Genomic DNA, 18,483 nt, shown 5'->3' with positions numbered 1-18,483 from the left:
CCCGATCAAGCTATCAGGATGAGATATCAAACCCATGTCTCTTTTCAAATATCACCTGATTTATATATTCGAAATCTATTCCACTTTCTACGTATAATAAAGCGCCTTGCCATCAGATAGCTCAGCCATATGAAAAGGTTGCCGGACCATTTATCACGGGAATGTATTCTGAGTTTGTCGAAGGGGCGGTACTTCAGGTGATGGTTAATCGTTATGAACGCGATCGCCAGGCTCGCCAGGCTGCGCTATCATGGCAGTCAGTGCCAGGTGTTCGGCCTCGATATGGCGAAGCGCTATGGCGATATCGGTCGGGGCTTTATCCACATTCATCATTTGGTGCCGTTGTCGGAGATTAAACAGGACTATCGTCTGGATCCGAAAACTGACCTGATCCCAGTGTGCCCCAACTGCCATGCGATGTTGCATCGGCGAAATCCACCATATACGCCAGATGAATTAAAAACTCTGATACAATTATAGTAATATACAGTTATAAAAAGGATTTGAGTAATGGCATTGTATAATATTGCTGATAAAAATTTAGTTGCGTTGGAAAAAACCACCTACTCAATAGAGGGGCTTCAGGAACGTTACGATTTGCAAGAGGCTATAAAAAAGAATATTGATATTCTTGCACCTGATTGTCTTGTTATTGCTGAGGAGTTTTCCGATTGGGAGGACAGTAGAAGGCGGATCGATTTATTAGCAATTGATAAGCAGGCTAATCTTGTCGTTATAGAACTAAAGCGAGATGAAATCGGCGCTCATATGGAATTACAAGCATTGCGCTATGCGGCAATGATTTCTACAATGAGTTTTACTAAGGCATGTGAGTATTATCAGTCATATTTAGGTGCTGATTCAGATGTTAATGCTAAAGCAAAAATATTAGCGTTTATTGGCCTTGAGGAAAATGAACTCTCCGACTTTGGTAAGGATGTTAGAATAGTTCTTGCTTCAGCTGATTTTGGGAAGGAGTTGACCACTACAGCGATTTGGCTAAGAGATAAAGGCGTTGATATTCGTTGTGTTCGCCTTACACCTTACAAATTTAATGATGACATTCTAATTAATGCAGAGCAAATAATCCCGGTTCCTGAACTAGAAGAATATCAGGTTAAGTTCAGGGAAAAACTGGTTGAACAGAACATCAGTAGCCAGAAATCTGAAAAAGATTACTCTGAATATAGATATAATGGTGGTGTGTATAATAAACGTAAGTTAGCCCTTGAACTATTTACTGATTGGATAAGTAAGCATAACCCCCACAATCTTGATGAGATTTATGCTAAATTGGGTGATGTCCTTCGAAATCGCACAATCGTTTTGGCTGACCAAATTCCTGATGGGCGAAAGAATAGATATCATTTGAATGAGGATGCGGTGATAGAGCTTCAATCAGGTGAAGTCATCGCAATATCGAATCAATGGGGGCTTGGTAATATTCAGCGTGTGATTGATTTTTTACGTCATGATGGTTTTATTATTGAAAAGGTTGAATAATAGACGAAAATGAATATCGCTCAACGCTGCATTTGAAAACGTGACGTTGAGTATATTCATCGCGTATGCATTGATAATAATTTACATCTATCTTACTGCCCATAATTCCAATACAGCCAATATCCCCCAACCAGCGCTACAACATTCAGCACGATGCTAATAAAGAAGTACGTCCTGAACGGCTGTTTCTGGGTTTTATGCCGAAAGCAGCGCTGCCCGACCATTGCGCCAGGCCACCCGCCGAGCAGGCCGAATGTCAGCAGAGTAGATTCCGGGACTCGGCTCCAGGCCTTGCGGGCGGCTAATTTGTCGATACCGTAGATGAGCCAGGTCAGCACGTTCGCCAGCAGGAACCACATCGCAAAGGAATAGGGCAGGAATACGCAGCCGACGGCGGCGAGGGCCAGCAGGAAATAACAAAAGTAACCGAGCTTCATAGGATATCAACCGTGCTAAACAGGGAGCAGGGGCAACTATACCCATTTTGCCTGCCGGGAGTAAGACGTGCATGCGCCATGGCAGGCCGCGGCGACGTTGGTAAGGACTGCCGGGCGGCAACTTTACTATCCTGCCGCCGCCCGGCGTCAGCGATGCTCTCCGTCCATCACTTCAATAAACATGGCAGGCTATATCCGCCACCGTTACCTGATGGCCGCGATCGACCTGTGCTGCGTTATTCGCCCTGTTTGCGCCGATGTCGGTACAACCACATCAGCTTATACGCTGCCGGAATAATAAACAGCGACAGCAGCGGGGCGGTGATCATTCCGCCAATCATCGGTGCGGCGATGCGGCTCATCACCTCCGAACCGGCGCCGGTGCCCCACAGAATCGGCAGCAGGCCGGCGATAATCACCGCCACGGTCATCGCCTTGGGCCGCACGCGCAACACCGCGCCCTGATACAGCGCTTCGTCGAGCTTATCGGCGCTGAAGGTCTGCGGGTTCTCCAGCGACGGTTCCGCCTCGATGGCGTGGCGCAGGTACATCAGCATCACCACGCCAAACTCCGCCGCCACCCCGGCGAGGGCGATAAAGCCGGTGCCGGTGGCCACCGACAGATGGAACCCCATCCAGTAGAGGAACCAGATCCCGCCGACGAGGGCGAACGGCACGCTGGTGATAATCAGCAGCGCCTCGCCGACGCGGCGGAACGCCAGGTACAGCAGTACAAAGATGATCATCAGCGTCATTGGCACCATCAGCTTCAGCTTCTGATTGGCGCGCTCCAGCAGTTCAAACTGCCCGGAATACGACACGCTGATACCCGGCTTCAGCTTCACCTCTTTGCCGATGGCCTGCTGCAGATCGCGTACCACCGACACCATGTCGCGGTCGCGGGCATCGATGTAGATCCAACTGGTCGGGCGGGCGTTCTCGGTCTTCAGCATCGATGGCCCGCTGACGACCTTAACTTCGGCGACATCGCCCAGCACGATCTGCTGCTTCTGCGGCGTGAGGATCGGCAACTGGCGCAGGGTCTCCGGGCTGTCACGATAGCTCTGCGGGTAGCGGATGTTGATCGGGTAACGCTCGACGCCTTCTACCGTTTCACCGACCATCGCCCCGCCGATGGCGGACGAGACAAACAGCTGCACGTCGCCGATGGTCATGCCATAGCGGGCCGCCTTCTCGCGATGAATATCAATATTGAGATAGCGCCCGCCGACCAGCCGCTCGGCTAACGCTGACGTTACGCCTGGCACGGTGCGCGCCACCACTTCAATCTGCTCGGCGATGGCGTCGATATCGGCCAGGTTGGTGCCGGAAACCTTAATCCCAATCGGGCTCTTGATACCGGTGGAGAGCATGTCGATGCGGTTGCGGATCGGCGGCACCCACAGGTTCGCCAGCCCCGGTAGGCGTACGGTGTTATCCAGCTCCTCGACGATCTTCTCCATGGTCATCCCTGGCCGCCACTGATCCTGCGGCTTGAGCTGAATGGTGGTCTCCACCATCTCCAGCGGCGCCGAGTCGGTGGCGGTCTCAGCCTTGCCGGTTTTGCCGAACACCCGCGCCACCTCCGGTACCGTCATGATCAGCTTATCGGTCTTCTGCAACATATCCGCCGCCTGCGAGGCGGAGATCCCCGGTAGCGTCGACGGCATATACAGCAGATCGCCCTCGTTGATCTGCGGCAGAAACTCGCCGCCGACCCGGTTAAGCGGCCAGATAACCGTCAGGATCGACAACAGGGCGATCAGCAGGGTGGTCTTTGGCCAGTGCAGCACCTTCAATAGCAGCGGATGGTAAATGCGGATCAAAAAGCGGTTCAGCGGGTTGCTGTTCTCCGCCGGGATCCTGCCGCGGATCCAGAACCCCATCAGGATCGGGATCACCGCGATCGCCAGCAGCGCGGCTCCGGCCATCGACCAGGTTTTGGTGAAGGCCAGCGGGCCGAACAATTTCCCCTCCTGGCCTTCGAGGGTGAAAATCGGGATAAACGACAGGGTAATGATCAGCAGGCTGATAAACAGCGCCGGGCCGACTTCCACCGAGGCATCGGTAATGATTTTCCAGCGCGTGTCGTTGCCGAGCTTCTGCCCCGGATGCTGATGCTCCCACTCCTCCAGCCGTTTATGGGCGTTCTCAATCATCACGATGGCGGCATCGACCATCGCCCCCACCGCAATCGCAATCCCGCCCAGCGACATGATGTTGGCGTTGAGCCCCTGGAAATGCATCATGATAAAGGCGAAGCACAGGCCGAGCGGCAGCGAAATAATCGCCACCAGCGCCGAGCGCACGTGCCACAAGAACAGGGCGCAGACCAGCGCGACGACGATAAACTCTTCCAGTAGTTTGTGGCTGAGATTGTCGATGGCGCGGTCAATCAACTGGCTGCGGTCATAAGTGGTGACCACTTCGACCCCTTCCGGCAAGCTGCTTTGCAGGGCGGCCAGCTTCTCTTTGACCGCCGAGATAACCTGGCGGGCATTTTTGCCGGAGCGCAGGATCACCACGCCGCCAGCCACTTCGCCCTCGCCGTTAAGCTCAGCGATGCCGCGGCGCATCTCGGGGCCGATTTGTACCCGCGCGACGTCGCCGAGATACACGGGCACGCCGTTATCGCCGGTTTTCAGCACGATGTTTTTGAAATCGTCGAGGGTTTGCAGGTAACCGCTGGCGCGTACCATATATTCGGCTTCCGCCAGCTCGACGGAAGAACCACCTGATTCCTGGTTAGAGGCATCCAGCGCTGATTTTACCTCGCCGAGGCTGATGCCGTACTGGGTCAGCTTCATCGGATCGACGACAATCTGGTACTCCTTGACCACGCCGCCGACCGACGCCACTTCTGAGACGTCAGGAATGGTTTTCAGCTCATACTTTAAGAACCAGTCCTGTAGCGAGCGCAGTTCGGCGAGGTCGTGCTTGCCGCGGCGATCGACCAGCGCGTATTCGAAGATCCAGCCGACGCCGGTGGCGTCCGGGCCCATTTCGGCGCTGACCCCGGCGGGCAGTTTGCCCTGTACCTGGTTGAGATACTCCAGCACTCGCGAACGCGCCCAGTAGGGGTCGGTGCCGTCTTCAAATATCACATACACGTAGGAGTCGCCGAACTGCGAGAAGCCGCGCACCGTTTTGGCGCCGGGCACCGACAGCATCGTCGTGGTCAGCGGCCAGGTGACCTGGTTTTCGACAATCTGCGGCGCCTGTCCCGGGTAGCTGGTTTTGACGATCACCTGCACGTCGGAGAGATCCGGCAGGGCATCCACCGGGGTGTGAACGATAGTCCAGGTGCCCCAGATACTGAGAAACAGCGCTGCCATCATCACCAGAAAACGGTTGGCTACCGAGCGGCGGATAATCCATTCAATCATTGTTCCGTTCCTCAGTGCGCGTGGCCGACAGGGGCCGATGCCGTGGGAGCCTGCGCGCGCATGCGCTCCAGCGCGCCGGAGATATTGGCTTCCGAGTCGATCAGGAATAGCCCGCTGGCAACCACGTTCTCGCCCTCCTGCAGCCCGCTGCGAATGGCCGTGACGCCAGCGGATTCATGAAATACCTGCACGATTTTCGGCACGAAGCGGCCCTCGTTATCCACGGTAATAACCCGCTGCTCGCTGCCGCTGTCGATCAACGCTTTCGACGGGATCAGCAGCATCGGCGCGCTTTCAGTGGTCAGTTTCAGATACGCGTTCATCCCCGGCTTCAGCGCTTCATCCGGGTTGTTGACCTGCAGGCGCAACTGCAGGGTGCGGGTGGCGCTATCAACGCTGGGTAAAATCGTCCATTTGTTGATGCTGAAGGTTTTGTCCGGCCAGGCGGGAACCTGAATCGCGAACTGCGAAGGGTCTTTAATCCGCCAGGCGATGGATTCCGGAACCGCCACGCTGATCCACACCGGATCCATACCCTGAATTTTCGCCACCACGTTATCTTTGGCGATGTTCATTCCGGCGCGCAGATCGAAGGCGGTGATCACCCCGTCGATCGGCGCTTTGAGGGTAAAGCGGGTCTGGATTTTGCGTGTGGATTTCAGGCGGCGAATATCGTCATCCGGCATCCCGGCGAGGCGCAGACGTTCGAGGATCCCCTCGACCTGCGTGGCGGTACCGCCGGTTTCCAGCAACAGCAGATATTCGCTCTGTGCTTCCACCCAGTCGGGGATGGTCAGCTCAAGCAGCGGCGTGCCTTGTTTCACTTTGTCGCTGATGGTCAGCGGATAGACTTTATCGATGAAGCCCGCCGCCCGCGCCTGCATAATCACGTACTGGTATTCGTTATAGCTGACGCTAGCCGGGAATGTCTGGACGTAGCGCAGCGGCCCGCGCGTCACCGCGGCGGTTTTCACGCCGAGGTTCTGGGTCTGCGTCGGATCGATACGTACGCCCGGCGTACTGGCGGTGGCGGCCTCCTCATCGGCGTATTTCGGCACCAGATCCATATCCATAAACGGCGATTTACCCGGTTTATCGAAGCGGGTGTTTGGGTACATAGGGTCGTACCAGAACAGTACGTTGCGCTGTTGTTCGGATGTCGGGGCCGCGGTGTCGTGGGCCGGTGCCAGCCGGGCGTACAGCGCCACGGTTAGTGCGCCACCAATCACCATGCTGCCGAGGATCAGCGCCGTGTTTTTGAGTGTCAGGGATGCCATGTATCGTCCATTTCGTCGTTGAGGGGCCTACCGTTACCGGGCCGTTAGTTGGCGCGGATATCCTGCAACAGCGACAGATTGCCCTGCTGAACGAAGGTGAAGGCCACGCTGTCGCCGTCTTTCACATTGTTGAGGTGTGTCTGCGGCGTGATGGTGAAGCGCATGGTCATCGGCGGCCAGTTCACCGCCGGGATGGCATCGTGAGCGATGGTGATTTTTTGGCTATCCATATCAATCGCTTTAATCACGCCTTTGCCGTTGATGCGTTGCGCCTGTTCGGTGGCGGGCTGTTCATGCATCGCCATACCAGCGTGCGGATCGGCGGCTTGTGCGGCGAACATCACGCCAGAGAACAGGACGAACAGGGTGGTTTTAGACAGTGCATTCATGATCGAGACTCCTCGGGTTATTCCATCCAGCCGCCGCCAAGGGCGGTGAACAGGGTGATTTCATTCGCCTGACGGGAATAGTTGAGTTCCAGCAGGGTTTGTCGGGTGGTGAAAATGTCGCGCTGGGCGCTCAGCACTTCGATGTAGCTGACCGCACCGTGGCGATAGAGCGCGGTGGCGCGCTGCAGGGTGATGTCCAGCGAGGCGAGATAACGCTGCTGAGCGGCAATCTGATCGGCCAGGCTCTGGCGCAGGGCCAGCGCGTCGGCCACCTCTTTAAACGCGGACTGGATTTTTTGCTCATAGTTGACCACCTGCTGCTGTTGGCGGATCTCCGCCAGGTCGAGGTTGGCCTGGTTGCGCCCGGCGTTGAAAATCGGCAGCTCGATTTTGGGGATGAAGTTCCACATCGCGCTACCGGCGTTGAACAGGCTGGAGAGCTCGCTGCTGCTGCCGGAGAGCGAGCTGGTCAACGTAATCGACGGGAAAAAGGCCGCCCGCGCGGCGCCGATATTGGCGTTCGCCGCCTGCAGACTGTGTTCGGCTTCTAAAATATCCGGTCGCTGTAGCAGGATCTCTGAGGAGAGCGACGGCGGCAGGGTCACGCTTTTGAGGTCCGCGACGCGGCTGGCGCTATCGTCCGGCAGGCGCTGGTAGCTGCCGAGCAGCAGTTGCAGGGCGTTGTTAGCCTGCGCCAGCTGGCCTTGCCGCTTCGCGATATCGGCGCGGGTGCTTTCGATCATCCCACGCGCCTGCTCCAGCGCCAGCACGGTGGTGCTGCCGGTCAGCAGCTGTTTTTCGACGAACGCGTAGGACTGCTGATAGTTCCGCAGGGTGTCGTTGGCGACCTGCAACTGCGCCGCTGCCAGACGCTGGTTGAAGTAGCTTTGGGATACGTTTGCAATCAACAGGATATGCACCGCGCGCCGCGCCTCTTCGCTGGCGAAGAAGTTTTGTCGATCGGCTTCGCTGAGGTTTTTCAACCGGCCAAAGAAGTCGAGGTCATAGCTGAGATTTAACCCGGCGGCATAATCGCTGCTGGTGGAGGTGTCGCCTTTGAGTTTGCCGCCGTAGGTAGTGCTGGCATCGCCGTTAAGCTGCGGATAACGGTCGGCATCGGTCACCCGGTATTGTGCGCGGGCTTCCTGTACTTTCAGCGTCGCCATACGCAGATCGCGGTTATTGGTCAGCGCGGTGCTAATCAGGCTTTTCACCTGCGGGTCGACGAAAAAAGTCCGCCAGCCGGTCTCCTGATAACCCGCCGTCGCGGTGACCAGCTTATTCTGGCTGAGGGAGAACTGCTGCGGCACCGGCGCGGCGGGGCGCTGATAGTCCGGAGCGAGCGAGAGACAGCCGGTTAAGGCGAATACCACGCTGAGAGTAAGAAACTTTATTGGGCGCATGACGGCAGATGTTGTTCGGCGATTTATCAATGGCGGATACTTTACGCAGCGGGCTCTGTTCAGGGCGTGACAGGGAAATGACAAAGCTGTCATTTTCCTGATATTTCATTGCTATCCGGGGGCGCTCCTCTAAAATTGAATACCCGCACAGAACGCGCGTGAAGGAGCCTGCCGTGAAGATTTTGATTGTCGAAGATGAGAAAAAAACCGGGGAGTACCTGACCAAAGGGCTCACCGAAGCCGGATTCGTCGTCGACCTGGCCGACAACGGCCTGAATGGCTATCACCTGGCGATGACCAGCGACTACGATCTACTGATCCTCGATATCATGCTGCCGGACGTGAACGGTTGGGATATCGTGCGGATGCTGCGTGCCGCCAATAAAGGCATGCCGATCCTGCTGCTCACCGCGCTCGGCACCATCGAGCACCGGGTGAAGGGGTTGGAACTGGGGGCCGATGACTATCTGGTGAAGCCATTCGCCTTCGCTGAACTGCTGGCGCGGGTGCGTACGCTGCTGCGCCGCGGGGCGGCGGTAATGGTCGAAAGCCAGTTTCAGGCGGCGGATCTCAGCGTCGATCTGGTCAGCCGCAAGGTGACGCGCGGCGCGACTCGTATCACCCTGACCAGCAAAGAGTTCACCCTGCTGGAGTTCTTCCTGCGCCATCAGGGCGAGGTGCTGCCGCGTTCGCTGATTGCATCGCAGGTCTGGGATATGAATTTCGACAGCGATACTAACGCCATCGACGTGGCGGTGAAGCGGCTGCGCGCCAAAATCGATAACGACTTCGAGCCGAAGCTGATCCAGACCGTGCGTGGCGTTGGCTATATGCTTGAGGTGCCGGATGGCCGCTAAGCGCCCCTTTTCGTTGGCGACCCGGCTGACCTTTTTCATCAGCCTCGCCACCATCATTGCTTTCTTTGCCTTCACCTGGATCATGATCCATTCGGTGAAAGCCCACTTTGAAGAGCGCGACGTACACGATCTCAAACAGCTCAGCACCACGCTCGAGACGGTGCTCAACCATGCCGATTATCCGCAGGCGCGGCGGCTGGAGATCTTAAAAAACATTATTGATGGATACGCTAACGTCTTCATCTGCCTTGACGATACCCAGGGCAACATTTTGTTTCAGTCACCGAACGGACCGGACCTCAGCCATATTATGAGCGCGCCTGGGCTGGCGATGCAGTTGCGCGATGGTAATGTGATTTCATGGACCGACCCGCAACCGCGGGCGATGACGCACGATAATCATCAGATGGAGACCCGCTCCTGGCGGCTGATTATGCTGCCGCTCGGCAAGCAGGCGGACGGTAAACCGGCCTGGCATCTACTGATGGCTTTATCGATCGATTTTCACCTGCACTATATTAATGAGCTCAAGGCGAAGCTGATTTCGGCGGCGTCGATAATCAGCCTGTTGATCATCGCCATCATGCTATTTGTGGTGTATCAGGGGCATAAGCCGATTCGTCAGATTAGCCGCCAAATCCAGAATATCACTTCGCGGGATCTCGACGTGCGTCTTGATCCGCAGGCGGTGCCCATTGAGCTTGAACGGCTGGCGCTGTCGTTTAACCATATGCTGGAGCGCATGGAGGATGTGTTTACCCGTCAGTCCAACTTCTCCGCGGATATCGCCCATGAAATCCGTACGCCGATTACCAATCTGGTGACGCAAACCGAAATCGCCTTAAGCCAGAGCCGCAGTCCGCAGGAGCTGGAAGAGGTGCTTTATTCCAATCTCGAAGAGTTCTCGCGCATGTCGCGGATGGTCAGCGATATGTTGTTCCTCGCCCAGGCCGATAATAACCAACTGATCCCTGAACAACGGGCGCTGGATCTGGCTGATGAAGTGAATAAGGTGTTTGAGTTCTTTGAAGCGTGGGCGGAGGAGAAAGAGGTAACGCTGCGCTTTGCCGGCAGCCACTGCCGGGTGATTGGCGATCCGCTGATGTTGCGGCGAGCGATCAGCAATCTGCTGTCGAACGCGATTCGCTATACGCCGGCCGGGCAGGCGGTAACCATCCAACTGAGTGAAAGCGCCGAGAAGGCCCGCCTGGTGGTGGAGAACCCCGGCACGCCGATTGCCGCCGAGCACCTGCCACGGCTGTTTGACCGTTTCTACCGCGTCGACCCATCGCGCCAGCGCAAAGGCGAGGGCAGCGGGATTGGCCTCGCGATTGTGAAATCCATTGTCAGCGCCCACCACGGCAGCGTAGCGGTGCAGTCCGATCTGCGCTCTACGCGGTTTATTGTGGTATTGCCGAAATATGCGCAATATGGCTGAAAGCTTACGGGCAGCGCCAGGCGGCTGCCCGCAGTATTGCCGTTCTCTTACTCTTCGAAGTACCAGTAGCCCTGATTAATCAGGCGCGTCAGTTCGCTCACAAACGCCGGATTCTGTAGGCCGGTGCCGAGCTCTTCTTGACCTAATGAGGTATAGCGGCACAGCGCGTCCAGCGCTTCGGCATCGGTGGTGTCCAATTGCTCGCTATGTACGAAGAAGCTATCGCCGATATGCAGAACGCGCAGGCCGCTGAGGCGGGAAAGCTTTTCGCCGCCCATCAGCGCATCGACCACTTCCTCTTCTTCATATGCCGGTTCCGCCGGCGCAATATCCAGCTCGTGGCGCGGCGTGGTCACGAAACTGCCGAACCACTGCTTGAAGTCTTCCGGCTGGCGAATCATGTCGATCATCATGTTGCGCAGGCGTTCAAGCTCATACTCTTCAACCCGGCCGGGGTGTTCGCGGCAGGTGAGATCCGGGTCGCTGTAGTGCTCGCCGCCGAGATCGTTTTCCAGTACATAGTCGGCGAAGCTGCTGATCAGGTCGCGACCGTTTGGCCCACGGAAGCCGACAGAGTAGTTCAGCGCCGTTTCGTGGGTCACGCCGTCGTGCGGGAATCCTGGTGGAATATAGAGGATATCGCCCGGTTCCAGATCTTCATCAATGATTGGCGGGAACGGATCGACGTGCAGCAGCGCCGGATGTGGACAGAACTGACGCATTGGCAGCTTGTCACCCACGCGCCAGCGGCGGCTGCCCATGCCCTGAATAATAAAGACGTCATACTGATCGATATGTGGGCCCACGCCGCCGCCGGGGACGGAAAAGGAGATCATCAGGTCGTCTAAACGCCAGTCCGGCAGTACGCGGAAGGGGCGCACCAGCTCGGCGGCGGGCATATGCCAGTGGTTTACCGCCTGGGCCAGCAATGACCAGCCGGTTTCGCCCAACCCGTCGAAATGTTCAAAGGGACCGTTACTGGCCTGCCATTTACCGTTGACCAGACTGACCAGCCGGCTATCGACTTCCGGCTCCATGGCTAACCCGGCCAGTTCGTCCGGCGTGATGGGGTCGATGAAGTTCGGGAACGCCTTCTTTAATACGACCGGCTGCTTTTGCCAGTACTTCTCTAAAAACTCGGGCCAGTTAATGTTGAGTTGATAAGCCATAGATTATTACCAATAGGAAGAAACGGCTCTGATTATGAAAGGAGGGAGAGCAGGGCGCTTTGTCATGGGTCAAGAGTGATGCTTAATTCACCATTGGCGTGATGAGCGTGGTGGTGGAACGAGAAAAATCGCTTTTATGCAAAAAAATGGTTTTGGCAGTCGATGCGCTGTAGACCGCATGAATGCTGGGTTTGTTCGATTTTAGCTTTACGCGGAGAAATGGGATGAGTTTAATTAATGAGCGTTTGATAAGTTTTTTGTATTTTAAGGCTTGCTATATCTCAGCAGCTCCCTATAATGCGCTCCCACTGACACGGCAGATGTGAATCACTTCACACAAACAGCCGGTTCGGTTGAAGAGAAAAATTCTGAAATTCAGGGTTGACTCTGAAAGAGGAAAGCGTAACATACGCCACCTCGCGACAGAGCGCTAAAGCGCGTCGCACCTGCTCTTTAACAATTTATCAGACAATCTGTGTGGGCACTCAAAGTGACATGGATTCTTAACGTCCTCGGACGAAAAATGAATACCAAGTCTCAACGAGTGAACATACGTAATTCATTACGAAGTTTAATTCATTGAGCATCAAACTTAAATTGAAGAGTTTGATCATGGCTCAGATTGAACGCTGGCGGCAGGCCTAACACATGCAAGTCGAGCGGCAGCGGAAAGTAGCTTGCTACTTTGCCGGCGAGCGGCGGACGGGTGAGTAATGTCTGGGAAACTGCCTGATGGAGGGGGATAACTACTGGAAACGGTAGCTAATACCGCATAACGTCGCAAGACCAAAGTGGGGGACCTTCGGGCCTCATGCCATCAGATGTGCCCAGATGGGATTAGCTAGTAGGTGGGGTAATGGCTCACCTAGGCGACGATCCCTAGCTGGTCTGAGAGGATGACCAGCCACACTGGAACTGAGACACGGTCCAGACTCCTACGGGAGGCAGCAGTGGGGAATATTGCACAATGGGCGCAAGCCTGATGCAGCCATGCCGCGTGTATGAAGAAGGCCTTCGGGTTGTAAAGTACTTTCAGCGAGGAGGAAGGCGCTGAGGTTAATAACCTCAGCGATTGACGTTACTCGCAGAAGAAGCACCGGCTAACTCCGTGCCAGCAGCCGCGGTAATACGGAGGGTGCAAGCGTTAATCGGAATTACTGGGCGTAAAGCGCACGCAGGCGGTCTGTCAAGTCGGATGTGAAATCCCCGGGCTCAACCTGGGAACTGCATTCGAAACTGGCAGGCTAGAGTCTTGTAGAGGGGGGTAGAATTCCAGGTGTAGCGGTGAAATGCGTAGAGATCTGGAGGAATACCGGTGGCGAAGGCGGCCCCCTGGACAAAGACTGACGCTCAGGTGCGAAAGCGTGGGGAGCAAACAGGATTAGATACCCTGGTAGTCCACGCCGTAAACGATGTCGACTTGGAGGTTGTGCCCTTGAGGCGTGGCTTCCGGAGCTAACGCGTTAAGTCGACCGCCTGGGGAGTACGGCCGCAAGGTTAAAACTCAAATGAATTGACGGGGGCCCGCACAAGCGGTGGAGCATGTGGTTTAATTCGATGCAACGCGAAGAACCTTACCTACTCTTGACATCCAGAGAACTTAGCAGAGATGCTTTGGTGCCTTCGGGAACTCTGAGACAGGTGCTGCATGGCTGTCGTCAGCTCGTGTTGTGAAATGTTGGGTTAAGTCCCGCAACGAGCGCAACCCTTATCCTTTGTTGCCAGCGGTCCGGCCGGGAACTCAAAGGAGACTGCCAGTGATAAACTGGAGGAAGGTGGGGATGACGTCAAGTCATCATGGCCCTTACGAGTAGGGCTACACACGTGCTACAATGGCATATACAAAGAGAAGCGACCTCGCGAGAGCAAGCGGACCTCATAAAGTATGTCGTAGTCCGGATTGGAGTCTGCAACTCGACTCCATGAAGTCGGAATCGCTAGTAATCGTAGATCAGAATGCTACGGTGAATACGTTCCCGGGCCTTGTACACACCGCCCGTCACACCATGGGAGTGGGTTGCAAAAGAAGTAGGTAGCTTAACCTTCGGGAGGGCGCTTACCACTTTGTGATTCATGACTGGGGTGAAGTCGTAACAAGGTAACCGTAGGGGAACCTGCGGTTGGATCACCTCCTTACCTGAAAGAACCTGCCTTTGTAGTGCTCACACAGATTGTCTGATGAAAAGTAAATAGCAAGGCGTCTTGCGATTGAGACTTCACGTCCCCTTCGTCTAGAGGCCCAGGACACCGCCCTTTCACGGCGGTAACAGGGGTTCGAATCCCCTAGGGGACGCCACTTGCTGGTTTGTGAGTGAAAGTCGCCGACCTCAGTATCTCAAAACTTACCTTCGGGTGATGTTTGAGATATTTGCTCTTTAAAAATCTGGATCAAGCTGAAAATTGAAACGACACACCATTAATGGTGTGTTCGAGTCTCTCAAATTTTCGCGACACGAGCATGTTTTACGAAACATCTTCGGGTTGTGAGGTTAAGCGACTAAGCGTACACGGTGGATGCCCTGGCAGTCAGAGGCGATGAAGGACGTGCTAATCTGCGAAAAGCGTCGGTAAGGTGATATGAACCGTTATAACCGGCGATGTCCGAATGGGGAAACCCAGTGTGATTCGTCACACTATCGTTAACTGAATACATAGGTTAACGAGGCGAACCGGGGGAACTGAAACATCTAAGTACCCCGAGGAAAAGAAATCAACCGAGATTCCCCCAGTAGCGGCGAGCGAACGGGGAGCAGCCCAGAGTCTGAATCAGCTTGTGTGTTAGTGGAACGGTCTGGAAAGTCCGACGGTACAGGGTGATAGTCCCGTACACCAAAATGCACAGGTTGTGAACTCGAAGAGTAGGGCGGGACACGTGGTATCCTGTCTGAATATGGGGGGACCATCCTCCAAGGCTAAATACTCCTGACTGACCGATAGTGAACCAGTACCGTGAGGGAAAGGCGAAAAGAACCCCGGCGAGGGGAGTGAAAAAGAACCTGAAACCGTGTACGTACAAGCAGTGGGAGCACCTTCGGGTGTGACTGCGTACCTTTTGTATAATGGGTCAGCGACTTATATTCTGTAGCAAGGTTAACCGTATAGGGGAGCCGCAGGGAAACCGAGTCTTAACTGGGCGTTAAGTTGCAGGGTATAGACCCGAAACCCGGTGATCTAGCCATGGGCAGGTTGAAGGTTGGGTAACACTAACTGGAGGACCGAACCGACTAATGTTGAAAAATTAGCGGATGACCTGTGGCTGGGGGTGAAAGGCCAATCAAACCGGGAGATAGCTGGTTCTCCCCGAAAGCTATTTAGGTAGCGCCTCGTGAACTCATCTTCGGGGGTAGAGCACTGTTTCGGCTAGGGGGTCATCCCGACTTACCAACCCGATGCAAACTACGAATACCGAAGAATGTTATCACGGGAGACACACGGCGGGTGCTAACGTCCGTCGTGAAGAGGGAAACAACCCAGACCGCCAGCTAAGGTCCCAAAGTCATGGTTAAGTGGGAAACGATGTGGGAAGGCACAGACAGCCAGGATGTTGGCTTAGAAGCAGCCATCATTTAAAGAAAGCGTAATAGCTCACTGGTCGAGTCGGCCTGCGCGGAAGATGTAACGGGGCTAAACCATGCACCGAAGCTGCGGCAGCGACACTATGTGTTGTTGGGTAGGGGAGCGTTCTGTAAGCCTGCGAAGGTGGCCTGTGAGGGTTGCTGGAGGTATCAGAAGTGCGAATGCTGACATAAGTAACGATAATGCGGGTGAAAAGCCCGCACGCCGGAAGACCAAGGGTTCCTGTCCAACGTTAATCGGGGCAGGGTGAGTCGACCCCTAAGGCGAGGCCGAAAGGCGTAGTCGATGGGAAACAGGTTAATATTCCTGTACTGGGTGTTACTGCGAAGGGGGGACGGAGAAGGCTATGTTAGCCGGGCGACGGTTGTCCCGGTTTAAGCATGTAGGCGGGTGTTCCAGGTAAATCCGGAACGCTGTTAACGCTGAGGTGTGATGACGAGGCACTACGGTGCTGAAGTAACAAATGCCCTGCTTCCAGGAAAAGCCTCTAAGCATCAGGTAACATCAAATCGTACCCCAAACCGACACAGGTGGTCAGGTAGAGAATACCAAGGCGCTTGAGAGAACTCGGGTGAAGGAACTAGGCAAAATGGTGCCGTAACTTCGGGAGAAGGCACGCTGATATGTAGGTGAAGCCCCTGCGGGTGGAGCTGAAATCAGTCGAAGATACCAGCTGGCTGCAACTGTTTATTAAAAACACAGCACTGTGCAAACACGAAAGTGGACGTATACGGTGTGACGCCTGCCCGGTGCCGGAAGGTTAATTGATGGGGTTATCCGTAAGGAGAAGCTCTTGATCGAAGCCCCGGTAAACGGCGGCCGTAACTATAACGGTCCTAAGGTAGCGAAATTCCTTGTCGGGTAAGTTCCGACCTGCACGAATGGCGTAATGATGGCCAGGCTGTCTCCACCCGAGACTCAGTGAAATTGAACTCGCTGTGAAGATGCAGTGTACCCGCGGCAAGACGGAAAGACCCCGTGAACCTTTACTATAGCTTGACACTGAACATTGAGCCTTGATGTGTAGGATAGGTGGGAGGCTTTGAAGCGTGGACGCCAGTCTGCGTGGAGCCGACCTTGAAATACCACCCTTTAATGTTTGATGTTCTAACCTGGCGCCGTAATCCGGCGTGGGGACAGTGTCTGGTGGGTAGTTTGACTGGGGCGGTCTCCTCCCAAAGAGTAACGGAGGAGCACGAAGGTTAGCTAATCCTGGTCGGACATCAGGAGGTTAGTGCAATGGCATAAGCTAGCTTGACTGCGAGCGTGACGGCGCGAGCAGGTGCGAAAGCAGGTCATAGTGATCCGGTGGTTCTGAATGGAAGGGCCATCGCTCAACGGATAAAAGGTACTCCGGGGATAACAGGCTGATACCGCCCAAGAGTTCATATCGACGGCGGTGTTTGGCACCTCGATGTCGGCTCATCACATCCTGGGGCTGAAGTAGGTCCCAAGGGTATGGCTGTTCGCCATTTAAAGTGGTACGCGAGCTGGGTTTAGAACGTCGTGAGACAGTTCGGTCCCTATCTGCCGTGGGCGCTGGAGAATTGAGGGGGGCTGCTCCTAGTACGAGAGGACCGGAGTGGACGCATCACTGGTGTTCGGGTTGTCATGCCAATGGCATTGCCCGGTAGCTAAATGCGGAAAAGATAAGTGCTGAAAGCATCTAAGCACGAAACTTGCCCCGAGATGAGTTCTCCCTGAGACTTAAAGTCTCCTGAAGGAACGTTAAAGACGATGACGTTGATAGGTCGGGTGTGTAAGCGTAGCGATACGTTGAGCTAACCGATACTAATGAACCGTGAGGCTTAACCTTACAACGCCGAAGATGTTTTGGCGATTTGAGACGATTTTCAGCGTGATACAGATTAATCGATGCGTCCAGGAGACGTGTTGATAACAGAATTTGCCTGGCGGCGATAGCGCGGTGGTCCCACCTGACCCCATGCCGAACTCAGAAGTGAAACGCCGTAGCGCCGATGGTAGTGTGGGGTCTCCCCATGTGAGAGTAGGGAACTGCCAGGCATCAAATAAAGCAAAAGGCCCGGTCGGAAGACCGGACTTTTTGTCGTCTGCATTTTGCCGCTGTGACGGCCGCCTCCCCGGTGCGCTGCGCTTACCGGGGCTACGGGCCCTGTAGCCCGGACAAGGTGCGCAGCACCGCCTCCGGGGAAAACTGTTCCTCACTAAACCGCACCCAATTCCGAAACCCGACGTCGAACGTCTAAACCTGTCTTTCAGCTGTTATGATCCCTCCAGATCTTGCTGAAACAGGAAAGGACTCGTGACCACCTTATATATCTCTTTGTATAAAAACCGAATGACCGTGCGCAACCTCGAGGTGAATTTAACCAATGATGCGAGCAGAAAAATAATTATCAGTAGCTACGATTAACGCCATTTTTATATTTCATCGCCATTATTTAACCGACAGTGAAATAATAGCGCTGCAATCTTCCGCTATGAAAATAACCTCTCTTGTAGACTTGAAAAATTATTCCCGGCGCTAAATACTCCTCTTCCGTTTATTTCCACGATCGGCAGGTGTTATCCGCTCTTTTTGCGTGAATGAGATACATCATTAACACTTTGTTAACTTGATCTGGTTTAAGTGACAGTAAATTTGATATACAAATAGGGTAGATTGCCTGTATGGACGCTGCCCGGAATGTCTTGCGATGAATGTTGCAGGTCATCGGCTGGCAATATGAGAATATAAATGAAAATCCTGCTTAACTGGCCGCCGTTGCGCCAGCTCATTACTTACATTCAGAAGCGCTTTACCTTTCTGGTTCTGCTCTGCTGGCCGGCGATTATCTGGCTGTTTTGCCGGGTTGGCGTATGGTTGACCGATAGTGCCTACGAATTGTTGGGGAAATCACCCGCTCACTCCTTCACCGTCTACCTCCAGCCGTTTATGACTCCCGGTACGCTGCTGCGCATATCCATCAGTTGGATTGCGCTGCTGTTTATCCTTTTCAGCATGGCAATGGCTTTTACCTGGGGTCTGCGCCGCTTTATGAACCGCCACAAATAAGCCTGCGGGAT

Annotated in this window: 10 protein-coding genes, 1 tRNA gene, 3 rRNA genes and 1 pseudogene; 9 read left to right on the top strand and 6 right to left on the bottom strand. The window is 54.8% G+C overall.

The window, feature by feature from the left end; translation table 11 throughout:
* The first annotated feature begins 170 nt into the window (after positions 1-170).
* Both PYR66_20620 and PYR66_20615 read left to right on the top strand, forming a co-directional pair.
* Positions 171-480: pseudogene (locus PYR66_20620) on the top strand (HNH endonuclease).
* Positions 481-510: 30 nt separating this feature from the next.
* Positions 511-1,503, top strand: a complete 993-nt coding sequence (locus PYR66_20615; GenBank protein WEF27655.1) for a hypothetical protein — start codon at positions 511-513, stop codon at positions 1,501-1,503.
* A gap of 92 nt (positions 1,504-1,595) precedes the next feature.
* On the opposite strand, the gene PYR66_20610 is transcribed toward PYR66_20615, so the two are convergent.
* From PYR66_20610 to PYR66_20590, 5 genes are all read right to left on the bottom strand, one after another.
* Positions 1,596-1,940 carry a DUF1294 domain-containing protein gene (locus PYR66_20610; protein WEF27654.1) on the bottom strand — a complete coding sequence of 115 codons (345 nt, stop codon included), beginning with the start codon at positions 1,938-1,940 and terminating at the stop codon, positions 1,596-1,598.
* Positions 1,941-2,176: 236 nt separating this feature from the next.
* The gene (locus PYR66_20605) at positions 2,177-5,326 is read right to left on the bottom strand and encodes a CusA/CzcA family heavy metal efflux RND transporter (GenBank protein ID WEF27653.1); all 3,150 of its coding nucleotides are present in this window, start codon (positions 5,324-5,326) and stop codon (positions 2,177-2,179) included.
* An 11-nt stretch (positions 5,327-5,337) separates the two neighbouring features.
* A complete protein-coding gene (locus PYR66_20600; GenBank protein WEF27652.1) occupies positions 5,338-6,603 on the bottom strand; it encodes an efflux RND transporter periplasmic adaptor subunit in 1,266 nt (421 codons plus the stop codon).
* A gap of 44 nt (positions 6,604-6,647) precedes the next feature.
* Entirely contained in the window at positions 6,648-6,992 is a 345-nt protein-coding gene (gene cusF / locus PYR66_20595) for a cation efflux system protein CusF (GenBank protein WEF27651.1), read from the bottom strand.
* Positions 6,993-7,009: 17 nt separating this feature from the next.
* The gene (locus PYR66_20590; protein WEF27650.1) at positions 7,010-8,395 is read right to left on the bottom strand and encodes an efflux transporter outer membrane subunit; all 1,386 of its coding nucleotides are present in this window, start codon (positions 8,393-8,395) and stop codon (positions 7,010-7,012) included.
* 173 nt (positions 8,396-8,568) lie between these two features.
* Between PYR66_20590 and cusR the strand changes: the two genes are divergently transcribed.
* Both cusR and PYR66_20580 read left to right on the top strand, forming a co-directional pair.
* Positions 8,569-9,252 (top strand): copper response regulator transcription factor CusR, encoded by a 684-nt coding sequence (cusR, locus tag PYR66_20585; GenBank protein ID WEF27649.1) that lies wholly within the window; start codon positions 8,569-8,571, stop codon positions 9,250-9,252.
* Entirely contained in the window at positions 9,242-10,690 is a 1,449-nt protein-coding gene (locus PYR66_20580; GenBank protein ID WEF27648.1) for a Cu(+)/Ag(+) sensor histidine kinase, read from the top strand. Before cusR ends, PYR66_20580 begins: the two co-directional genes overlap by 11 nt.
* A gap of 47 nt (positions 10,691-10,737) precedes the next feature.
* Here PYR66_20580 and PYR66_20575 read toward each other — a convergent pair whose 3' ends face one another.
* Positions 10,738-11,859 carry a cupin domain-containing protein gene (locus PYR66_20575; GenBank protein ID WEF27647.1) on the bottom strand — a complete coding sequence of 374 codons (1,122 nt, stop codon included), beginning with the start codon at positions 11,857-11,859 and terminating at the stop codon, positions 10,738-10,740.
* Between the two features lie 594 nt (positions 11,860-12,453).
* On the opposite strand from PYR66_20575, the gene PYR66_20570 reads away from it, so the two are divergent.
* The 5 genes from PYR66_20570 (at position 12,454) to PYR66_20550 (ending at position 18,472) form a co-directional block, all read left to right on the top strand.
* A 16S ribosomal RNA gene (locus tag PYR66_20570) occupies positions 12,454-13,995 on the top strand.
* Between the two features lie 84 nt (positions 13,996-14,079).
* Positions 14,080-14,155 (top strand) — tRNA-Glu (locus tag PYR66_20565).
* Between the two features lie 191 nt (positions 14,156-14,346).
* Positions 14,347-17,251, top strand: a 23S ribosomal RNA gene (locus PYR66_20560).
* Positions 17,252-17,344: 93 nt separating this feature from the next.
* Positions 17,345-17,460: ribosomal RNA gene (gene rrf, locus PYR66_20555) — 5S ribosomal RNA — on the top strand.
* Together the 16S, 23S and 5S rRNA genes with 1 tRNA gene alongside form the textbook arrangement of a ribosomal RNA operon.
* A 694-nt stretch (positions 17,461-18,154) precedes the next feature.
* Positions 18,155-18,472, top strand: coding sequence for a hypothetical protein (locus tag PYR66_20550; protein WEF27646.1), 318 nt, complete (start codon positions 18,155-18,157; stop codon positions 18,470-18,472).
* Positions 18,473-18,483 lie beyond the last annotated feature (11 nt).

Origin of the sequence: Klebsiella aerogenes (assembly GCA_029027985.1) — a bacterium.
Taxonomy (GTDB): Bacteria; Pseudomonadota; Gammaproteobacteria; order Enterobacterales; family Enterobacteriaceae; genus Klebsiella; species Klebsiella aerogenes_A.
The sequence above is the reverse complement of the archived record's forward strand: the minus strand, read 5'-3'. Positions and strand labels throughout refer to the sequence as shown.